Source organism: Haemophilus haemolyticus, assembly GCF_001679045.1.
GTDB classification, from domain to species: domain Bacteria; phylum Pseudomonadota; class Gammaproteobacteria; order Enterobacterales; family Pasteurellaceae; genus Haemophilus; species Haemophilus haemolyticus.
In genome coordinates this window covers 72,793-94,308 of the sequence record NZ_LYCK01000001.1, presented here as the reverse complement: position 1 = coordinate 94,308, position 21,516 = coordinate 72,793, and the positions used below count along the sequence as shown (strand labels likewise).

Below are 21,516 nucleotides of genomic sequence, written 5' to 3'. Positions count from 1 at the left end.
AAAAAATTCATTCGCTCTGCTCAACTTAATAAACCGAAGGCCTCTTTGAGCTTTCCTTATTTATATTCGAGTATTTTAATGACTGACAAAATTACTTTTAATGACTTAGGCTTACCTGAGTTCATCTTAAAAGCTGTTTCTGACTTAGGTTTTGAAACCCCTTCTCCAATTCAACAAGCTTGTATCCCGCATTTGCTCAGTGGCAATGATGTGCTAGGTATGGCACAAACGGGTAGTGGTAAAACCGCTGCCTTTGCACTGCCTTTATTAGCGCAAATCGATCCAAGTGAAAAACATCCACAAATGTTAGTGATGGCTCCGACTCGCGAACTTGCTATTCAAGTTGCCGATGCGTGCGAACAATTTGTTAAATATGCTCACGGCACTCGCATTGTTACCTTATATGGTGGCCAACGTTATGACATCCAACTTCGTGCATTAAAGCAAGGCGCACAAGTAGTTGTGGGTACACCGGGTCGTATTCTTGACCATATTCGCCGCGGAACATTAAATCTTTCTGAACTTCGTTTTATCGTATTAGATGAAGCAGATGAAATGCTACGTATGGGTTTCATTGATGATGTAGAAACCGTCATGGCAGAATTACCAGAGAATCACCAAACAGCGTTATTCTCTGCAACAATGCCTGAACCGATCCGTCGTATTACGAAACGTTTTATGAATGATCCGAAAGAAGTGAAGATCAAAGTTAATAACGAAAATGCCCCAGATATCGACCAAAGTTGTTGGTATGTGCACGGAGTGCGTAAAAATGAAGCCCTTCTTCGTTTCTTAGAAGTGGAAGATTTTGATGCTGCGATTATCTTTGCTCGCACTAAAACAGGTACTTTAGACATTACAGAACTACTTGAAAAAAATGGTTTCCGTTCTGCTGCACTTAATGGTGATATGACACAACAACTCCGCGAACAAACCCTCGATCGTTTACGTAGCGGTAGTTTGGATATTGTTGTGGCAACCGATGTAGCCGCACGCGGTATTGATATTGAACGTATCAGCCTTGTGGTGAACTACGACATTCCGCTGGATGCAGAATCTTATGTACACCGAATTGGCCGTACTGGTCGTGCAGGTCGTTCTGGTCGTGCTTTATTATTCGTTGAGCCTCGTGAGCGTCGTTTACTTCGTAATATTGAACACCTAATGAAAAAAGGTATCAATGAAGTAGAATTGCCAAATCATCTTGTGTTACAAGAATGCCGCCGCAAAAAATTCGTTGCAAAAATTACGAAACAACTCGAGCATCACGATTTAGAACAATATCGTAGTTTATTAGAAGACTTATTCACAGCCGATCAGGATCAAGAAGATATTGCTGCAGCAATGTTAATGTTGCTACAAGGCAAACAAAAATTAATTCTTCCACCTGATCCACCAATGGAAAAACGTCGTCGTGAACGTAATGAACGAGGTGATCGCCGTGAAAATCCACGTTCAGCTGAACGTCGTGGCGAACGTAAAGGCTATGGAAATCCACAACCAATGGATTTATATCGTATCGAAGTGGGTCGTGCAGATGGTGTAGAAGTTCGCCATATCGTTGGTGCGATTGCTAACGAAGGTGATATCAATAGCCGCTATATTGGTCATATCAAACTTTATGATGACCACACTACCGTTGAATTGCCACAAGGTATGCCGAAAGAATTATTGCAACAATTCGGTAAAACACGCGTATTGAATAAACAAATGCAAATGTCTTTCTTAGGTGCGGTGAAGTCTGATAGTTCCCGTGGTGGCGATGATTTTAACGGTAAACGTAAAGGTCGTGGTGGCGATTTCCGTGGAGAACGCGGACGTAATGAACGCGGTGGTGACAATCGTGGAAATCGTAAATTTAATGAAAAAAGTAACCGCTCTTTTAGCGATAAACCACGCCGTGATCGCCGAGGATAATATCCTTACGATATAACGAATAGTGCTACTTCCTAATGTTTTTACATCATTTAAAATTTAGCACTAATGATAAAGTAGAATTAGCCCCTTGAACCTCAAGGGGCTTTTTATTGTCTATTGCTTAAATTCTGGCTACAATCCCGCAAGCTTTTTATATAGGAAAAATCATTGAAAGGTCTCTTTTTACGTATTATTACTGCCTTGGCTTTGTTGCTTTGGGCTATTGATATGGTATTCCCATGGCAATTTTTACGCCATTCTGAAGAAAACCACTATACAGCAATTCAAGAACGAGGCTCACTCATGGTGGGCACAATGAACAACCCTATTTCTTATTTTATAAATAAAGACGGCGAACGAGGCTTTGAATATGAATTGGCTAAAGCATTTGCTGATTCACTAGGTGTAGAACTCGAAATTAAAACTTTCGATAATCAAGAACAATTATTTAATGAGTTAGATAAGCATAATATTGATTTAGCTGCGGCTCACCTTTTATATCATCCTAATAATGCTGAACGTTTCCAAATTGGCCCGGCATATCATTCAGCTTCATGGCAATTAGCTTATCGAAAAGATGAACAACGCCCTAAAAATCTAGGCGATATCAAGAAAGAAATTTATATCGCTAACAATTCATCATTGGAAGAAACACTAAAAGAATTACAAAAACAATCCCCACAATTAACTTGGAAAAGAAATCAAGCGTTTACTCAAGAAGAACTATTGCTACAACTATCTGAAGGAAAAATTCCTTACGTTATTGCAAATTCCATTGATATCGCGGCGATCCAACAAATCAAACCAGAATTAGCCATTGCCTTTGATATTACTGATGAAGCAAACATTCACTGGTATTTACCAAATAATGCCTACAATGATTTGCAAGCTGCCTTACTCAATTTTATGAATAATGCACAAGAAACAGGGCTAGTAGATAATTTAAAAGAAAAATATTTAGGGCATATTTCACAATTTGATTACGTGGATACGCGCTCTTATATGAACGCGATTGAAAATATATTGCCACAATTTTCACCGCTCTTTGAAAAATATAAAGGTGAATTAGATTGGCGATTACTCGCGGCCGTCGCTTATCAAGAATCTCATTGGAATCCAGATGCAACATCACCTACGGGCGTGCGTGGCATAATGATGCTAACGAAAGATACTGCGCAACATATGAAAATCAGTGATAGAACAGATCCTGAACAAAGCATTAAAGCGGGATCAGAATATTTACACTGGCTAATTAGTCAAATTCCAGAAACCATTGAAAAAGAAGAAAGAATTTGGTTTGCCTTGGCCGCCTATAACATGGGACTAGGCCACTTAATTGATGCGCGTCGTTTAACCAAAAATCTTGGCGGAAATCCAGATAATTGGCTCGATGTGAAAAAAAATCTGCCTTTATTAGCAGAAAAACGCTATTATTCCCAACTGAAATACGGCTATGCACGAGGCTATGAAGCCCATCAATATGTAGAAAATATTCGCCGCTATATGAATAGCATTGTGAATTATCATCGAGTCCAAGAAAATCAAACAACGAATGATAATGCAAACAACGAAAGTGCGGTTGGAAATTCAGAAGAAATAAAAGAAAAAAAGGATAAATAAAATGTTAAAACGCAAAACTTTTCTTAAAAAGAAAACCAATTTACAACAAACCTCTTTATCACGTAACCTACGTTTGAGACGCTTGAAACACCGTAAACAACAGCAATTTGCAAGACATTCATTACAATTTGTCGTACAAGAAATTTGTTGTTAATTAAAGCATCTCTATCCAACAAAAAAACGGGTTAAAACTTATTAGTCTTAACCCGTTTCTTATCAAAATTTATATTGTTTAGCTTAAGCTAAAGGAATCTCTGCATCTGGCTCGCCAGTTAAGCGATTACGTAAATCACGACGAATAACCTCAATAGTCTAGAACCAGAAAATATGCCCAACTAATTCTGAAATATGTTCATATAGCGGCCATTCTGCAACTGGTGGGGTTAAATCTAGTGCAGGGAAAGTAATATAGTGCACGCAAATATTAGCAATAATCCCTGCTCCAATACCTTGCCAAAATTTAATTTTTGGAAAACGTTCTGCGACTAAGCAGTAACCAATCGCAAAAACTAAAGAAAAGATCATATGGGTAACACTAATCCAATTGAATGCATGATCAGCAAAGGTAAATGCCACATTTGTTGGATTGGCACCTAAATATAGGTATTTTGCTAAAATACTTTGTGGATTAGTCAAGTTATTATTCTGATTTCACACCAAGGTTCCCAATTTTTACGCCTAATAATCCAATAAAAACGGGATCAAAATAATCACCCAGAAATTTGAATAACTCATTTAGTTCTGTAAAAGAGCGTTGAATTTTTATTTGATCTTCTACTTTACGAACAAACTCATAACGTACTCTATTTTCTTCAAAATATGCCGTTAAAGTGAGGTAAATAGTTTCAAAAAAATGGCTTTTAGCCCCCTCTTCACCAGGATCACTAATGCGTACATTCCATGTATTATTAAATAGGACTTGAGGCTGATTTGACATTTTTATACTCCTTTTTACTATTTTTAGCCTAAGAAAAACCCGATTATAAAGTCTTTGTAATCAAAAAATTTATAATCGGGCTTTTCAAACATTTTCCCTGCGTGTTTCGCTTTACGTTGGTAACTCCCTTTCCCTTTGCGTTTTTTCTCAACACGCTGACGAAATAATTTATCATGCAATAATGCCATCACTGCATTATCTTTTATCACTCCTCGAGTGTGCAAATAAACGGTTTCATTTTCAACCGCACTTTTTTGTTTCTTTCCCATGATTTTTCCTCAAAAAAGCCGCGGAAGGATTTCCACGGCAGGAGTATTATACGCGCAAACGTTTAAATTACAAAATCTCAAGTACACTTTCTGGCGGACGCCCAATTTTAGCTTGATTACCATTGATAACGATTGGACGTTCAATAAGCGCTGAATGTTCACTCATGGCTTTTAATAATTCAGCTTGAGAGAGATCTAAATTATCTAAATTTAAGCTTTTATATAAATCATCTTTCGTACGCATCATTTGGCGCACATCATCAATCCCTAATTTTTGAGCAATGCTTTGTAATTCATTAACGGAATACTGTTTTTGCAAATACAATTCAACGATTGGCTGAACTCCTTGATTTTCTAATAATGCTAGCGTTTCACGACTTTTTGAACAACGAGGGTTGTGATAAATCACGACAGACATAGGATTTCCTCTTAGTAGCTATAAACACTATAAATTTTAACTTATAATGGCAAAAAATACTTATAGGAAAAGAAATTATGCTAGAAATGTTGAAAAGCTGGTACTCGCGTCGCTTAAGCGATCCACAAGCGATGGGGCTATTAGCAATATTATTATTTGGCTTTATCTCCATTTATTTTTTTGGAGATTTAATCGCGCCGTTGTTGATTGCTCTAGTACTATCCTATTTACTAGAAATGCCGATCAATTTTTTGCATCAACATTTAAAATGTCCAAGAATGTTAGCCACAATCATCATTTTTGGTGGCTTTATTGGACTAGCGACAATCTTCTTTTTGATCCTCATGCCAATGCTATGGAATCAAACTATTTCCTTATTAAGTGATTTGCCCGCAATGTTTAATAAGCTCAATGAATGGTTACTAAACTTACCTGAGCATTATCCTGAACTCATCGACTATTCAATGGTAGATTCTATTTTCAATTCTGTGCGAGAAAAAATCCTTGGTTTTGGTGAATCTGCGGTAAAACTTTCTTTATCCTCCATCATGAACTTGGTTTCTTTAGGGATTTATGCCTTTTTAGTGCCATTAATGATGTTTTTTATGTTGAAGGATAAATCAGAACTTTTACAAGGCGTGAGCCATTTTTTACCAAAAAATAGAAACTTAGCTTTCAAAGTATGGAAAGAAATGCAACAGCAAATTTCCAACTACATTCATGGAAAATTATTAGAAATTCTGATTGTCACGCTCATCACCTACATTATTTTCTTAATATTCGGACTAAATTACCCGCTCTTATTGGCTTTTGCGGTGGGGCTTTCAGTTCTCGTTCCTTATATTGGCGCGGTAATTGTCACGATTCCAGTTGCATTGGTTGCTTTATTCCAATTTGGAATCACCCCAACATTTTGGTATATCATCATCGCTTTTGCTGTGAGCCAGCTCTTAGATGGAAACTTACTCGTCCCTTATTTATTTTCTGAAGCAGTGAATTTGCATCCATTGATTATTATCATTTCAGTATTAATTTTCGGCGGTTTATGGGGATTTTGGGGCGTATTCTTTGCCATTCCTTTAGCGACTTTAGTGAAAGCGGTTATAAATGCTTTACCTCAAGATTAAAAGTCTAAATTAAAAAGCGATACAAATAAAAAAATAGTTAACCATGAATTTTTGGTTAACTATTTTTTATTGAAGTTTATTCTAAGAATAGAATTTAACTAAGGTAATTCATCAATTTCCTTATCTACTTTAGGCGGGATCATATGTTCACGGCGTAATCCAACATCGTATGCAATTGCGATTGCAATAAAGATTGAAGAATATGTACCAAATCCAATACCAATAAGTAACGCTAAAGAGAAGTTATGAATTGATGGACCACCAAAAAAGAACAATGCAATAACAACAATTAATGTTGTAGCAGAGGTCATGATGGTTCTTGATAAAGTTTGCGTTAAAGAAACATCAATAATATCAATCGTATCTAGACGTCTTATTTTTCTGAAGTTTTCACGCACACGGTCAAAAACTACGATACTATCGTTAATAGAATAACCCACAACAGATAAAATCGCTGCAACGAAGGTTAAATCAATTTCGATTTGTAACGCTGAAAACACACCAAGAGTAATAATTACGTCATGCGCAAGGGATGCAATACCGCCGAAACCTAAACGCCATTCAAAACGAGAACCTACATAAACTAGCATCATCGCTAATGTTGCTAATGTCGCATATACCGCTCCTTGAGCCAATTCTTCCCCTACGTTTGGTCCAACGAATTCAACACTACGAATCTTAATGCCAGAATCTACTTCTTGGAGCATCCCTTTTACACGATCTCCAATGCCTGAATCATTGTCCGTAGCTGGTAAACGAATCATGACATCTTGAACAGAACCCGTTGTCTGCACAATTGGGCTTTCAATACCATTTTCATGGAGCTTACCACGGATTTTTTCTAAGTCTGCAGATTGTGAAAAATGGGTATCAAAAACAACCCCACCGGTAAAATCCAAGCCCCAGTTGAAGCCTTTTGATACGATAAAAAATAGCGAAACGGCCATTAAAAGTGCGGAAAAAACATATCCCCATTTACGCATTTTCATAAATTCGGTCAATGGGAACGGGAGTTTAATCCCATTGATTTCACGGATAAAATGTCCGTCTTTATCTTTTGCAAAAATTTTCATCGTTCCCTACCTAAATTGATAATTTCTTAAGTTGTTTGCCGCCATAAAGCGTATTAACTAATGCACGTGTTCCTGTAATTGCGGTAAACATTGAAATTGCCACACCAAGTGAAAGCGTAATCGCAAATCCTTGAATTGGGCCAGTCCCCACCGCATACAAGATAATTGCGGTTAAAATTGTCGTTAAGTTAGCATCAAAAATAGAGGTAAACGCCCCGTTGTAACCTTCATTGATTGCTTGTTGAATTGGACGACCATTACGAATTTCTTCTTTAATACGTTCAAAAATCAACACGTTTGCATCCACCGACATACCTAAGGTTAATACAATACCGGCAATTCCTGGCATGGAAAGTGTCGCACCAGGTAAAATAGACATTAACCCCACTAACAACACAATATTAATGACCAAAGCAAAACTTGCGATAATACCGAACATTTTGTAGTAGAACAGCATAAAGACAATCACAGCGATGAGTCCCCAAAAGCTCGCATTAATCCCTTGTTCTACATTTTGTGCACCCAAAGATGGGCCAATTGTACGTTCTTCAACAATTTGAATTGGTGCAATTAATGCGCCAGATTTCAATAAGGTAGAAAGATTGTGCGCTTCCGCGATACTATCAACACCGGTAATTTGGAAATTAGAACTGAAACGACCTTGGATCGTCGCCACATTAATGACTTCCTCATGTTTTTCTAAAATAGTTTTACCATTTTCGTCTTTTTTACCGTTATCTTTATATTCAACATAAAGCGTCGCCATTGGTTTCTTGTAATATTTTTTGGTGGTTTGAGACATAATCTCACCACCTTCACCATCCAAGGTTACACTCACTTGCGGGGTGCTTGAATGCTGATCTAAACCAGAACTTGAATTAATAATATGCTCACCACCTAATACTGCGCGTTTAAATAATGCAACAGGATGACCTTGGCGATCATATTTAACTTCCGAATCAGCTGGCAACATATTACGAGAAATTGCATCGGCTGTAACATTTTGATTTACAATACGAAACTCAAGCGTTGCAGTTGCCCCTAAAATTTCTTTTGCGCGAGCAGTATCTTGAACACCAGGTAATTCAATCACAATACGTTCAGCACCTTGACGTTGAATAACCGCCTCAGATACACCTAATTCAGCAACACGTTTACGTAAAATCGTTAAGTTTTGCTCAATTGCTAAGTCGCGTGCTTCATTTAATGCTGAAGTTGAAAGACCTAAATTGATACTATCGTTATCCAACTCTGTTATATCTAAGGTTGGATGTAACTGATGAATAATACGTTCCGCTTTAGAGCGTTGACTTGCATCGGCCAATGTGACAGAAGTACCAAAGTGCTCAGTATTTTTAATTGCCGTATATTGAATTTTTTCTTTGCGAAGTTCATTACGTAAACTGTCTTGTAATTGCTCTTGGCGTTTTACAAGTGCAGCATTCATATCAACTTCCATCAAAAAACGAACCCCACCGCGTAAGTCTAATCCCCATTTCATTGGGTTAGCACCAAACATACTTAACCAAGCTGGAGTGGCAGGCGCAAGATTTAATGCAGTGGTGTAATTATTGCCAAGACGTTCAGCAATTTTATCTTTAGCGAGGAGTTGATCATCGGTATTAGTGAAACGAGCTAGAATTGAGCCGTTCTCAAGCACGATAGATTTGGTTGGAAGATTGTTGGTTTTAAGCACATCTTGAACTTGTCCAAGCACGCTAGTATTCGCTTCTTGACCGCGCGTACCAGAAATTTGAACCGCAGGATCTTCACCATAAATATTTGGAAGAGAATATAAAATCCCGATGGCCACAATAAAAATCACCATCAAATTCTTCCATAATGGATAACGGTTTAACATAGTTTTCCTTTTCTTTTCTAACGCACAGAGCCACAATTCGTGGCTCTGGAAAATAATTTAACGTTACTCTTAAAGTGATTTTAATGAACCTTTAGGAAGAACGCTCACAATGTAGTTACGATTAATCGTAATTTCTGTCGTGTCGTTTAACGCAATCACGATGCTATCGCTACCTTCGGTTACTTTAGTAATTTTGCCGATTAAACCACCAGCGGTTAAAACTTCAGTACCTTTTGCAAGCTCAGACATCAATTTTTTATGTTCTTTATTGCGTTTAGCTTGCGGGCGATAAATCATAAAGTAAAAAATTAAACCAAAGATCACGAAAATAAATAACGTGGACATTGGGCTTTGTGCTTCCATTGTATGTTTTCCTTGTTAATTTAAGTTGAAAATTGTGCTTAAAATACCATAAATTGACTCATTGGGAAAGGTGAACCACGCCCAATATCCTACGTTATGGCGATTAATTTTATTTTTTCAAGATAACGATAAATTCTTTTTCCGAAGCGTAATATTGCTCGACCAAAGCAACCGAATTTTCTTCTGCAAAAATAGAAAAATTTTCCACCGCACTTTCAAGGTTTAAGATCAGCATTAGCTCATCATTTTTATCCAAATTTTTTAAGGCTTTTTGGGCACTTAAAAGAGGAATCGGACATCGAAGTGCGGTTAAATTGAGCTGATATTTCATTCTTTAATTTGACGACGAGCACTCATGCTCTTGCCCATTTCAGCCAAAATATCCGCACTTAAGCATTCACGCCCCATTTCAAATAGCGGTTCTTCTAACGCAATATGACGATCATAACCTTGAATAAAGCGTTCAATTAAATGTTCATCAATATTTTGACGTTGTTCAGAAATAAGCGCTTCTAACTGCGCAGATAGTGCATTCCAATTTTCATGCAAATATTCGTGCTGTTTTTCTAATTCATCAATGGAGCTTTGTGCTTGCGGAGCCACTTTGACTAATTGAGGGAAAAAATCTAATTCTTCATCCTCATGATGTAACGGTGCGGCACAATTGAAATAAGTTAAAATCTGCTCAACATCATTTAACACAGCCTGAGTATAGCCATGTTTTTCTAGATAATCAGGCAAAATGCTTAACTGGCGACAAAAACGTTTTACCTTACTATGACAGGCATAAAGCATTTCAATAGGTTCATTCCAGGTGGCGAATTGTTGAGGTTCAAGAATTTGCATAAGGTTTCCTTTGTTAAAAAGTGCGGTCAAAAAACGCTTCATTTTTCTACCGCACTTTCATCAATTATGATTTATCCGCTAATTGTAATGGTGGAACAGGTTTGCCCATGCGAGCATAGAATTCCACCACAAAATCATCAAAACGATCGTCTTCAATCGCTTGACGGATTTCCGCCATTAAACGTTGATAATAGCGTAAATTGTGAATGGTATTTAAGCGTGCACCTAAAATTTCACCGCATTTATCTAAATGATATAAATACGCTTTGGTGTAGTTTTTACAGGTGTAGCAATCACATTCAGGATCCAATGGGCTGGTATCATCGCGATATTTTGCATTACGGATTTTAACAATACCATCAGTCACAAATAAATGACCATTACGTGCGTTACGAGTTGGCATTACACAGTCAAACATATCAATACCACGACGTACGCCTTCCACTAAATCTTCTGGTTTACCTACCCCCATTAAATAACGCGGTTTATCAGCCGGGATTTGTGGACAAATATATTCCAAAATACGGTGCATATCTTCTTTCGGTTCGCCTACCGCTAAACCGCCCACCGCATAACCGTCAAAGCCAATATTCACTAAACCTTCTAGTGATACTTTGCGTAATTCTTCAAATACGCCGCCTTGAATAATACCAAATAGTGCATTCTTATTGCCTAATTCATCAAAGCGATCACGGCTGCGTTTGGCCCAACGAAGAGACATTTCCATGGATTTTTTCGCATAATCGAAAGTCGCTGGATAAGGCGTACATTCATCGAAAATCATCACAATGTCAGAACCCAAATCATATTGAATTTCCATGGATTTTTCAGGTGAAAGGAAAATGCGCTCACCATTAATTGGGTTTTGGAATTTCACGCCTTCTTCGGTGATTTTACGTAATTTACCTAAACTAAATACTTGGAACCCGCCACTGTCTGTCAAAATCGGGCGATGCCATTGCATAAAGTCGTGCAAATCACCGTGTTTACGCATCACTTCCTGTCCAGGACGAAGCCATAAATGGAAGGTGTTACCAAGCAAAATTTCTGCACCTGTCGCACGCACTTCTTCTGGTGTCATGCCTTTTACGGTGCCATAAGTGCCCACTGGCATAAACGCAGGGGTTTCTACACTGAACGTGCCTTGTGGACGTTCAAATACCAAGCGACCACGACGAGCATTGCCGCTTGTTTTATCTAATTCATACTTCATTTTTGCTCCAACGAATAAACAGTTCGAAGATTTTTTTGAATAAAAAAGCCTGTTAAAAAATACAGGCCTTGTGATATTATATTTCCAATGCTCTTTGAGCAGAGGCGGATCTGCTAAAATCAGTCCGCCAGTATGCACCTAACGGGCTGTTTGAGTAGATCCTTCATTTGTAATCAAATTGAGGATAAAAACTATGATTAATCTCATTATTAAACTAATCATTGTTATTCTACTTTGCCTACTATTGAAAGGTAGCGCTGGCTATGTAGATTCTCCGACAAGGGATGCCGACAAGGGATAGTTACCGCCATCTCTTGCTCTTTATTGTAGGTGCTGACTAATTACAAGTCAAACAACTTATTCCAATCCTCTCACATTAGAATTTTTATTAATAAACATCGCATCGCCATAACTAAAGAAACGATATTTTTCTTGCACTGCATGCTTATACGCATTCATAGTATTTTTATAACCAGCAAAAGCTGAAACTAACATTATCAATGTGCTTTCAGGTAAGTGGAAATTAGTAATTAAACAATCCACCACTCGGAATTTTTTTCCTGGATAAATAAAAATAGAAGTATCAGAAAAATAAGGCTCAATTAAATCTGGATTGCCAAATTCTTCCGCAGAAAGCGCCGCACTTTCAATAGAGCGAACAGAAGTCGTTCCCACTGCAATAACACGTTTACCCGCTTTCTTTGTTGCAATAATTGCATTGCAAACTTCTTGGGAAACTTCTACGTATTCTGCATGCATCACATGATCTTCAATATTTTCGACTCGAACAGGCTGGAATGTGCCCGCGCCTACATGCAATGTGACAAATTCAAAATTCACGCCTTTAGCTTTGAGTTTCTCAAGTAAGTTCTCATCAAAATGTAATCCTGCTGTTGGCGCTGCGACAGCCCCCGGTACTTGACTATAAACCGTTTGATAACATTCTTGATCGGCTTCTTCATCAGGACGGTCAATATAAGGCGGCAATGGCATATGTCCAATGGTTTGCAACACATCTAAAAGAGCGGTTGATTTATCACTTAATTCCACTTCAAACAATGCGCTATGACGCGCTGTCATTACCGCTTTAATTCCATGATTTTCGCCTAATTTATCTTCACCTAAAAATAATTCAGCCCCTTCTTTGGGTGATTTTGATGAACGAATATGCGCTAAGAAACGATGCTCATCTAACATGCGTTCAACTAAAACTTCAATTTTCCCACCGCTGGCTTTACGCCCAAACATTCTTGCAGGAATGACGCGAGTATTATTGAAAATCAATAAATCGCCTTCATCAATTAAATCCAATACATCTGAAAAAGTGCGGTCAATTACCGCTCCATTTTCCCCATTCAAATGTAATAAACGGCAAGATGCTCTATCCTCTTTTGGATAGCGAGCAATAAGTTCATCAGGTAAATCGAAATTAAAATCTGAAACACGCATAATAAAGTTTAGGTTAAATAAAACAGGCGGTAAGTCTAGTTTGAATCGGGGATGATCTCAAGAAAAAATAAAAATCTTATCTTCTATGTTGTAGTTAAAATTTTTTATTTATCTATTGAGCTGATGCAAGTTAAGAACTATTTAAGATAGAACAATGGCTAGCAATTACGCTAGCCATTTTGATGAATTATAAATTTGCTTTTTTAGTTGCTTTTGCGTTTACATCACAGTTTTTGATGATGATCTTATCGCTAGTTTTGCCTTTTTGAATTAAATTCACCGGCACAACAGAATCAAATTTATCTAAAGTTAAACCACTATCTACATTCCAAACATAGTCACCAGAAGTGAAACTTGTAAAATCATTTTGTGATTTATCACGAGCAAAATCTTTTGCAATAATTTTGTTACCTAAACTAACCATTGCCGCAACTGGCTCTTGATTTTCAAATTGATACACTGCAGTCACAGTTTTTTTATTACAAGAATAAACTACTGTTTTGTCAGTAATAGTTGACGCAGTTTGAGCAGCCATTTGAGTCGATGCTTTTTCCATTACTGGTGCTTCTTTTGCGCATGCAGATAATACAACAGCGGCAGCAAATGCCGGTAAAACTTTAGTAAAGTTCATCATTAAATCCTCTTAATTAAGCCCCAATCTGACTGAGGCGCTACTTAGATACGTTTAATTAAATAAAGTTCCCAATGTTAAATCAAAAAATCGATTAACATGAAACTAAATTCTAATTTTCATTTTACGACTTTTTATACTAAAAGTGCGGTAATTTTTAACGTTTTTCCAAAATTGGTTTAAGGAATCTGGCGGTATGAGATCCTGCGACTTTAGCAACTTCTTCAGGTGTGCCTGTAGCAATAATTTGTCCGCCACCACTTCCCCCTTCAGGACCAAGATCAACAATCCAGTCTGCCGTTTTAATCACATCAAGATTGTGTTCAATGACGACGATAGTATTTCCTTGATCGCGTAATCGATGCAGTACTTCAAGTAATTGCTTAATGTCAGCGAAATGCAAACCAGTAGTCGGCTCATCTAGAATATATAAAGTTTTACCTGTATCACGTTTAGAAAGCTCCGTCGCTAGCTTAACGCGCTGCGCTTCACCTCCTGAAAGTGTTGTAGAAGATTGACCTAATCGAATATAGGATAATCCCACATCCATCAAGGTTTGTAATTTTCTTGCAATCATTGGAATCGCATCAAAAAACTCGCGAGCCTCTTCCACCGTCATATCTAAAACTTGATGAATCGTTTTGCCTTTGTAACGAATTTCTAAGGTTTCGCGATTATAGCGTTTACCTTTACATTGGTCGCAAGGAACATAAACATCGGGTAAAAAATGCATTTCAACTTTGAGTACACCATCGCCTTGACAGGCTTCACAGCGCCCACCTCGTACGTTAAAGCTAAAACGCCCCGGATTATAACCACGAGCACGTGCCTCTGGCACACCTGCAAAAAGTTCACGAATCGGGGTAAATAAACCTGTATAAGTGGCAGGATTTGAACGTGGCGTACGTCCTATCGGGCTTTGGTTAATATCAATAACTTTATCGAAATGCTCTAATCCCTCGATAGACTGATAAGGTGCGTAATCCGTCTTTTCCGCTCGATTTAATGCATTTTGCGCAAGTGGAAATAAAGTGTCATTAATGAGTGTTGATTTTCCTGAGCCTGATACACCAGTTACGCAAGTAAACAAACCAACGGGAATATCTAAATTCACATTTTTTAAGTTATTACCTGATGCCCCTTTAAGTTTGAGCCATTTTTTCTTATCAAGTGCGGTGCGTTTTTTAGGAATTTCGATTTTATCTGCGCCCGATAAAAATTGTCCCGTGATGGAATTTGGATTCAGCATAATTTCATCGGCATTTCCTTGCGCAATAACTTGCCCGCCATGCACGCCAGCACCAGGTCCAATATCAATAATATAGTCAGCCGCACGAATCGCGTCTTCATCGTGTTCCACGACAATTACTGTATTACCAAGATTACGCAGATGAATTAACGTGTTAAGTAAGCGTTCATTATCACGTTGATGTAGGCCAATAGAAGGTTCATCTAATACATACATTACACCAACAAGCCCCGCACCAATTTGGCTAGCAAGGCGAATACGTTGTGCTTCACCGCCTGAAAGAGTTTCAGCTGAACGAGAAAGAGAAAGATAATTCAAACCTACATTCACTAAGAACTGCAAACGCTCACGGATTTCTTTAAGAATTTTTTCTGCAATTTGCGCTTTTTGACCAGTAAGAGAAAGTGCGGTGAAAAATTCGAGCGTTTCACCAATGCTTTTTTCCGCGATCATCGGTAAATTCGTTTTTCCAATATACACATTACGCGCTTCTGGTCGTAAACGAGATCCACCACAGTCTGCACAAGGTCGATTGCTAATATTTTTTGCTAAGTCTTCTCGCACCGACATTGATTCTGTTTCTTTATATCGGCGAGCCATATTATTCAAAATACCTTCAAAAGGATGCTTGCGAATAACCACATCGCCACGATCATTCATATATTGGAATTCAATTTCCTCTTTACCTGAGCCATGCATAATGATGTGTTGAATTTTCTTTGGCAAAGATTCATAAGGGGCTTCAACATCAAAATCATAATGTTTCGCCAATGAGGTGAGCATTTGATAATAATAGAAATTACGACGATCCCAACCTTTTACCGCACCACCAGCAAGGGAAATAGTTGGATTTTGCACCACACGATCTTCATCAAAATATTGTTGCATACCCAAACCATCACAAGTAGGGCAAGCTCCGGCAGGATTATTAAAGGAAAATAAACGTGGTTCTAATTCTGGCACAGAATAACCGCAATGCGGACAAGCAAAATTTGCCGAAAAAACTAATTCTTCCGCTTTCGGATTATCCATATCTGCCACAATCGCGGTGCCACCTGAAAGCTCTAATGCGGTTTCAAAAGACTCTGCTAAACGTGTTGCTAAATCTGACCGCACTTTAAAGCGATCTACCACCACTTCAATAGTATGTTTTTTCTGTAACTCTAATTTTGGTGGATCAGATAAATCACAAATTTCGCCATCAATACGTGCTCGAATATAACCTTGCGCTGCAATATTTTCTAGAGTCTTAACATGTTCACCTTTTCGATTTTTGACAACTGGCGCAAGTAACATCATCTTACTGTCTTCTGGCAAACTTAATACTTTATCCACCATTTGACTAATCGTTTGTGCCGTTAATGGAACATCATGATCTGGACAACGCGGTTCACCTACTCGGGCAAACAATAAACGTAAATAATCGTAAATTTCCGTAATTGTTCCCACCGTAGAACGTGGATTGTGTGAGGTAGATTTTTGTTCAATCGAAATTGCAGGGGAAAGTCCCTCAATAGAATCCACATCAGGCTTTTCCATTAAAGATAAAAACTGACGCGCATACGCCGAAAGAGATTCAACATAGCGGCGCTGACCTTCCGCATAAAGTGTATCAAACGCTAAAGAGGATTTTCCCGAACCTGAAAGCCCAGTGATCACCACAAGTTTATTGCGTGGAATAGTTAGATTTATATTTTTCAGGTTATGGGTTCGAGCCCCGCGAATATCGATATTTTCCATAAAATAACTCAAAAGGATGAAATAAGTTTAAATTCTGCGATCATTATCGCATATTTTAATATCTGTGCAAATATCCAGTTAAAATATATAGATCTTTTGAAAAATTTCAGGCAAAATAACCGCACTTTTTTAGATAAAAAATGAGGTTTTTTATGGCTGGAGTTAACAAAGTCATTATTGTGGGTCATCTAGGCAATGATCCTGAAATTCGTACCATGCCGAATGGCGATGCCGTAGCAAATATTAGCGTAGCAACGAGTGAAAGCTGGAACGACCGCAATACTGGCGAGCGCCGTGAAGTAACGGAATGGCACCGCATTGTATTCTATCGTCGTCAAGCGGAGATTTGCGGTGAATATTTACGCAAAGGCTCTCAAGTATATGTGGAAGGTCGTCTAAAAACGCGTAAATGGCAAGATCAAAATGGTCAAGATCGTTACACCACAGAAATTCAAGGTGATGTAATGCAAATGCTTGGTGCGCGCAATCAAAACGCAGGTGGTTACCCTAGTGATATGGGAGCTGCACCACAACCTTCTTACCAAGCTCGTCAAACTAACAATAGTGGTAATTATCAATCATCTCGTCCAGCACCACAACAAGTTGCACCACAGGCTGAGCCACCAATGGATGGATTCGATGACGATATCCCCTTCTAATTCAAACGGACTCAAAACAAAAAGGAAGCAATTTGCTTCCTTTTTTAGTTGAAATGTATTGAAAGAATTTTAAGAATTATTATTTGACGTTTCTTCAGATTCCTCAATCAATATTCCTGCTGTTTCATCATTTAATGCTTGAGCATCGACATGAGGTTTAATAAATGGTTTTGGCGTCCAATATTTTTTTAAGATTTCATTAGAAAAACCATGCAGAACTTCCTCATTTAGACGTTCTTGATCCAATGCTCTAACTTCTTTAATGACTTCATCAGCCTCAATCTTATCAATGCCAAGTTTCATCAATGTTGCTTGGCTAAGGGCAATGGCAGATTCAAAAGTTTCACGCACAATAAAATCCACATCTTGCTTAATTAGGCTTACTGTCGTTTTTCTATCATAAGTGCGGGTTAAAATCGGCAAGTTTGGATAAGCTCCTTTAAGTTGGCTCACAATCGTTTCAATGCGATCTGTATCATTAATACCAATCACGACACATTTAGCTTTTTCAATTCCCGCGGCGTAAAGTACATCCAAACGAATACCGTCACCATAATAGACTTTAAAACCAAATTTTGCCGCAGCACGGATATTTTCTATATTACGATCAATCACTGAAACGCTGATGCCACGGATTAATAATGTTTGACATACGATCTGGCTAAAGCGGCCAAAACCAATTACAAGCACGTTATCTTCTAAATCATCAATAGGCGACAGATCGCTCGTATCTGGTTGAGTCGCTGATTTTCTCTCTCCAGATTGCGCTAATTTACGAGTAATTTGTGTAATAAATGGAGAAAACAACATGGAAATAATTACTGCAGCAGTAAAAGTAGCATTTTCATGGTTACTCATTACGCCCGCTGTCGTTGCGGCAGAAAAAAGTACAAAAGCAAATTCACCACCGTGCGCCAAGAGTGACATTCTTCCGACTGCTTCCCTATGTTCTAAGCGAGTGATTCGAGCAACAACATACACAGAAAGTCCTTTGCCAATAATATAAAGGAATACAATTCCGAGTAGTAATAACCAGTGATTAAACACTAAGCTCAAATCCAATGACATGCCCACCCCCATAAAAAACAGGCCAAGCAATAAACCACGAAATGGCTCGATATCCGCTTCTAATTGATGGCGGAACGAAGATTCTGACAACATAACTCCCGCTACAAATGCCCCCATTGCCATTGAAAGTCCGCCAATTTCCATGGCTAATGCTGCGCCAAGTACAACTAATAAAGCACCCGCTGTCATCATCTCGCGAATATGTGCTTTAGAAATTAATCGGAATAACGGATTCATTAACCATTTACCCGCGACAATCAAGCCGATTACTGCCCCTAATGCGATGCCGATAGACATCCAATCGGTATGAGTGCTTTCTTCAGAATGAGGCGCAAGAAACGCCACTGATGCCAATAATGGCACAATAGCAATATCTTCAAAAATTAAAGTCGAAATAATTCGCTGACCTTTAGATGTACTGGTAATACAACGTTCTTCTAACGTTTGCATCACAATCGCGGTTGAAGAAAGTGTAAATCCCATACCCGCTATAAACGCGACTTCTTTCGGTAAATCGAGTAAATAAATCCCCGCAAAAGTAAGCAGCACACCACAGAATCCAACTTGTAACAATCCCCGACCAAAAATTGCTTTTTTCATAGACCAAAGCCGTTCAGGGTGCATTTCAAGCCCAATAATGAACAAGAACATCACGACACCCAATTCAGCCAAATGCACGACTGAAGCCGGATCTTGAATAACACCGAACACTGAAGGACCAATCATACAGCCCGCCACTAAATACCCTAGCACACTACCAAGCCCTAGGCGTTTAAATAACGGCACAATAGTCACGCTCGACGCAAGCAAAATTACGGTTTTAATCAGATCTGAATCGGCAAGATGGGACATTAATAGCTCCAATGATGAAACGGAATATAATTGTATTCTAACTAGTTTCCTTTAAATAAAAAAGTGAGCATATCTCATATTATGCTCACTTTAAAAATGAATAAACCTAAGTTCAATTAATTAACTTAGAATGTCTTTTCAAACAACATATTCACATTCTTCTGAGTGTAAGAATACATTTCTGGAATATTGCTATCTTGTTTACGCCAGCTTAGTTGGAGTTTTGGTGTAATTCCCCAAATATGCCAGTCGCGTTTCCATAGAGATAAATTCACGCCATAAATTTTATCTTCTCGATGTTTTCCAAAAGAAAACAAATTGAGATTACCAAGTTTGGCAATATCTTTAAATTCACGTTTCATTAATGATAAGCCGAGACGTGAGGAAATACCCCAATTCCATTCTTGTCCCCAACCTAAACGTAGGCTTTTACTGTCTGAACCATATTGACGAACCTTCGTTCTTTCTGCTATGAAATCAGAACCGAGATAGAAAAACTGTTTCGGTGTTCTTGCCCACAGTAAGGTTGCGGAAATTAGTTTGTTATTGCCGTTTTGTGATGTACTGTCTAAATAACGTTGTTTTGAAAACTCTCCTGCTGTAGAAAGTTGCCAATTTGGGCTTAACCAACGAGAAAATTCCACCCTTGCCCCGTTAGACCAACGGTAACTTTCGCCGCCATACCAACGTTTTTCATAAAAGGGTTTAATACGGAAATTTTGTTTCGCGGTTTTATGTGCATAGCCAACAAAAGTGCGGTTGGAAATATCATCAAATTCATGATTATCCCAATAGCTCTTGCCCCCGAACTCATTGCCCACCGTGAGGTAATGAGAACGCCATAAATTGAAATCTCTGGAAATATCGAGTGAGTACGCTAAGCCGTGTGCTGTTTGTGGCATCATAGATTCCGAACGTGTTAAGGTGCCACCATTATTTAATGCGACCGTTTTACCCTCGCCGACATTGTTGACATTGGTATCACGTACATAATTAAAAGAAAAGTCCACATTCCAGCTATCACGTTCTTTTAAAGCCTCTAAATAAGCATCCATTAAACGCTTAACTTGAGGCGGTAAATCCTCTGCGGTTTGTGCTTTTTCAAATTGGTCTTTAGCAGCACCGTCTTGTTTTTGATTAAATAAAGCAATAGCCAGTTCAATTCGTACAGGGTTTAAATTTGGATTTTTGGCTAAAATTTCGCGATATTTATCAATGGCTACAGTATAGTTTTCCGTTATCGCAGCCAATTTTCCTTCCGCAAAGCGTTCCATAATCGGGTCACGATTTGGAAAAGTGCGGTAAATTTCCAGCAATTTTTTTATCATTTCTGGATTGCGTGCGTAAATGGCACGGCTTAATAATTCTTGGGTTAAAGCGGGGTTTTGTTTAAGTTGCTCAAGGGTAATTTGAATTTGTTCGGCTTGCTCTGTGCCTAAGGGCGGTAAATTTTGTTCGCGTTTTTCAAGCTTAGCGACATTAATTTGTGGTTCAAGTTCGGTTTTAATTGGTGTTTGACGAATATCTAGTGCCGTTGTTTCTGCTAAAGCAAGAGCGGGGAAAAGTGCAGTAAAAAAGAGAGCAATACTTTTCATAAAATGAGTAACTTTAAGTAAATATTTATAAACAAACAATAAGTTGAAAAATGGCGGACAAAAATCCGCCAAATATTGTTTTATAACGATTATTTAGGTTGTTTGGTTGCATCAAAAAAGGCTTCATAGCCAAAAATATATTTTGTTGCACCATTTGTGTCATCAAGGCTTGGATAAAAATGATTCTCTTCTACGTAATGACGAGGATCATACTCCACACGTCCAACTATATCACCATTTTTTGAAATAGTAGCAGAATACTTACCTTCAACATCCTCATCCCAAAACCCTACATGACCATCTTTCACTTTATTTTCTATAATCTCTTTTTCTCTCAACTCAATGCTACCTACGGTTTTACTATCGATAGTTCCCGACATTTTAAATTTATCAGGAGAATTTTTTTGAACATTAAGTGTAACATTACCGTCTTCACCTATCGTCGTTTGTGCGTAGCGTTCCTCGTCCTTGTCACCAAGCTTAACTTTTGCAAATACTTTACCGTTATAAGTTGCATCAATTAAATCGCTAGATTTACCATCTACTACAGGTAGATAAAACAGCTTTTTAAGATCATCGTATGAAGATGCCGCTGGTTTAGTTGCATCTTCTTTAGCTGCTTCTGCCTC

The 21,516-nt window shown here is 38.2% G+C and carries 20 protein-coding genes and 1 pseudogene; 5 read left to right on the top strand and 16 right to left on the bottom strand.

All coding sequences use genetic code 11. The annotated features are described in order from the left end of the window. The first annotated feature begins 78 nt into the window (after positions 1-78). From A8M50_RS00510 to A8M50_RS08975, 3 genes are all read left to right on the top strand, one after another. Positions 79-1,917, top strand: a complete 1,839-nt coding sequence (locus A8M50_RS00510) for a DEAD/DEAH box helicase (protein WP_005645715.1) — start codon at positions 79-81, stop codon at positions 1,915-1,917. A gap of 168 nt (positions 1,918-2,085) precedes the next feature. Beyond that, complete coding sequence (gene mltF / locus A8M50_RS00505) at positions 2,086-3,537, top strand: membrane-bound lytic murein transglycosylase MltF (RefSeq protein WP_005645644.1); 1,452 nt, start codon at positions 2,086-2,088, stop codon at positions 3,535-3,537. A 1-nt stretch (position 3,538) separates the two neighbouring features. Beyond that, the gene (locus A8M50_RS08975) at positions 3,539-3,691 is read left to right on the top strand and encodes a hypothetical protein (protein WP_005631066.1); all 153 of its coding nucleotides are present in this window, start codon (positions 3,539-3,541) and stop codon (positions 3,689-3,691) included. An 83-nt stretch (positions 3,692-3,774) separates the two neighbouring features. Here the strand turns inward: A8M50_RS08975 and A8M50_RS00500 are convergent. From A8M50_RS00500 to arsC, 4 genes and pseudogenes are all read right to left on the bottom strand, one after another. Next, positions 3,775-4,131, bottom strand: a pseudogene (locus A8M50_RS00500) (DUF1440 domain-containing protein); the annotation flags it as partial. Between the two features lie 46 nt (positions 4,132-4,177). Further along, positions 4,178-4,474 (bottom strand): DUF5377 family protein, encoded by a 297-nt coding sequence (locus tag A8M50_RS00495; protein ID WP_005638898.1) that lies wholly within the window; start codon positions 4,472-4,474, stop codon positions 4,178-4,180. Between the two features lie 23 nt (positions 4,475-4,497). Continuing rightward, on the bottom strand, positions 4,498-4,743 hold the full coding sequence (locus A8M50_RS00490; protein ID WP_005645720.1) for an alternative ribosome-rescue factor A: 246 nt from the start codon (positions 4,741-4,743) through the stop codon (positions 4,498-4,500). Positions 4,744-4,810: 67 nt separating this feature from the next. Further along, complete coding sequence (gene arsC / locus A8M50_RS00485) at positions 4,811-5,161, bottom strand: arsenate reductase (glutaredoxin) (protein WP_005645617.1); 351 nt, start codon at positions 5,159-5,161, stop codon at positions 4,811-4,813. A 77-nt stretch (positions 5,162-5,238) separates the two neighbouring features. Here arsC and A8M50_RS00480 point away from each other — a divergent pair, with 77 nt between their 5' ends. Then, entirely contained in the window at positions 5,239-6,288 is a 1,050-nt protein-coding gene (locus A8M50_RS00480) for an AI-2E family transporter (RefSeq protein WP_005645548.1), read from the top strand. 98 nt (positions 6,289-6,386) lie between these two features. Here the strand turns inward: A8M50_RS00480 and secF are convergent, their stop codons facing one another. The 9 genes from secF to uvrA all read right to left on the bottom strand — a co-directional run bounded on the left by secF (position 6,387) and on the right by uvrA (position 16,713). After that, the gene (secF, locus tag A8M50_RS00475) at positions 6,387-7,361 is read right to left on the bottom strand and encodes a protein translocase subunit SecF (protein WP_005645713.1); all 975 of its coding nucleotides are present in this window, start codon (positions 7,359-7,361) and stop codon (positions 6,387-6,389) included. Between the two features lie 10 nt (positions 7,362-7,371). Continuing rightward, entirely contained in the window at positions 7,372-9,222 is a 1,851-nt protein-coding gene (gene secD, locus A8M50_RS00470) for a protein translocase subunit SecD (protein WP_005645619.1), read from the bottom strand. Between the two features lie 69 nt (positions 9,223-9,291). Continuing rightward, on the bottom strand, positions 9,292-9,585 hold the full coding sequence (gene yajC, locus A8M50_RS00465) for a preprotein translocase subunit YajC (RefSeq protein WP_005645638.1): 294 nt from the start codon (positions 9,583-9,585) through the stop codon (positions 9,292-9,294). A gap of 109 nt (positions 9,586-9,694) precedes the next feature. Next, positions 9,695-9,916, bottom strand: coding sequence for a sulfurtransferase TusA family protein (locus A8M50_RS00460; RefSeq protein WP_005645642.1), 222 nt, complete (start codon positions 9,914-9,916; stop codon positions 9,695-9,697). Further along, positions 9,913-10,431: a hemerythrin domain-containing protein gene (locus A8M50_RS00455; protein WP_032826536.1), complete on the bottom strand. Its 519-nt coding sequence runs from the start codon at positions 10,429-10,431 to the stop codon at positions 9,913-9,915. Before A8M50_RS00455 ends, A8M50_RS00460 begins: the two co-directional genes overlap by 4 nt. A gap of 64 nt (positions 10,432-10,495) precedes the next feature. Then, positions 10,496-11,644, bottom strand: a complete 1,149-nt coding sequence (tgt, locus tag A8M50_RS00450; RefSeq protein WP_005645731.1) for a tRNA guanosine(34) transglycosylase Tgt — start codon at positions 11,642-11,644, stop codon at positions 10,496-10,498. 357 nt (positions 11,645-12,001) lie between these two features. Then, positions 12,002-13,093, bottom strand: coding sequence for a tRNA preQ1(34) S-adenosylmethionine ribosyltransferase-isomerase QueA (gene queA, locus A8M50_RS00445; protein ID WP_005645785.1), 1,092 nt, complete (start codon positions 13,091-13,093; stop codon positions 12,002-12,004). A gap of 187 nt (positions 13,094-13,280) precedes the next feature. After that, positions 13,281-13,724: an ACP-like domain-containing protein gene (locus A8M50_RS00440; RefSeq protein WP_005645765.1), complete on the bottom strand. Its 444-nt coding sequence runs from the start codon at positions 13,722-13,724 to the stop codon at positions 13,281-13,283. Positions 13,725-13,881: 157 nt separating this feature from the next. Next, positions 13,882-16,713 (bottom strand): excinuclease ABC subunit UvrA, encoded by a 2,832-nt coding sequence (gene uvrA / locus A8M50_RS00435; protein ID WP_005645654.1) that lies wholly within the window; start codon positions 16,711-16,713, stop codon positions 13,882-13,884. Between the two features lie 152 nt (positions 16,714-16,865). Between uvrA and A8M50_RS00430 the strand changes: the two genes are divergently transcribed. Further along, the gene (locus A8M50_RS00430; protein WP_005645816.1) at positions 16,866-17,372 is read left to right on the top strand and encodes a single-stranded DNA-binding protein; all 507 of its coding nucleotides are present in this window, start codon (positions 16,866-16,868) and stop codon (positions 17,370-17,372) included. Positions 17,373-17,441: 69 nt separating this feature from the next. On the opposite strand, the gene A8M50_RS00425 is transcribed toward A8M50_RS00430, so the two are convergent. From A8M50_RS00425 to A8M50_RS08940, 3 genes are all read right to left on the bottom strand, one after another. Further along, positions 17,442-19,292 (bottom strand): monovalent cation:proton antiporter-2 (CPA2) family protein, encoded by a 1,851-nt coding sequence (locus A8M50_RS00425; protein ID WP_005645640.1) that lies wholly within the window; start codon positions 19,290-19,292, stop codon positions 17,442-17,444. Between the two features lie 125 nt (positions 19,293-19,417). Then, entirely contained in the window at positions 19,418-20,887 is a 1,470-nt protein-coding gene (locus A8M50_RS00420; RefSeq protein ID WP_005645778.1) for a surface lipoprotein assembly modifier, read from the bottom strand. A gap of 89 nt (positions 20,888-20,976) precedes the next feature. Continuing rightward, a partial coding sequence (locus tag A8M50_RS08940; RefSeq protein WP_162270450.1) for a hypothetical protein occupies positions 20,977-21,516 on the bottom strand: 540 nt, incomplete at its 5' end.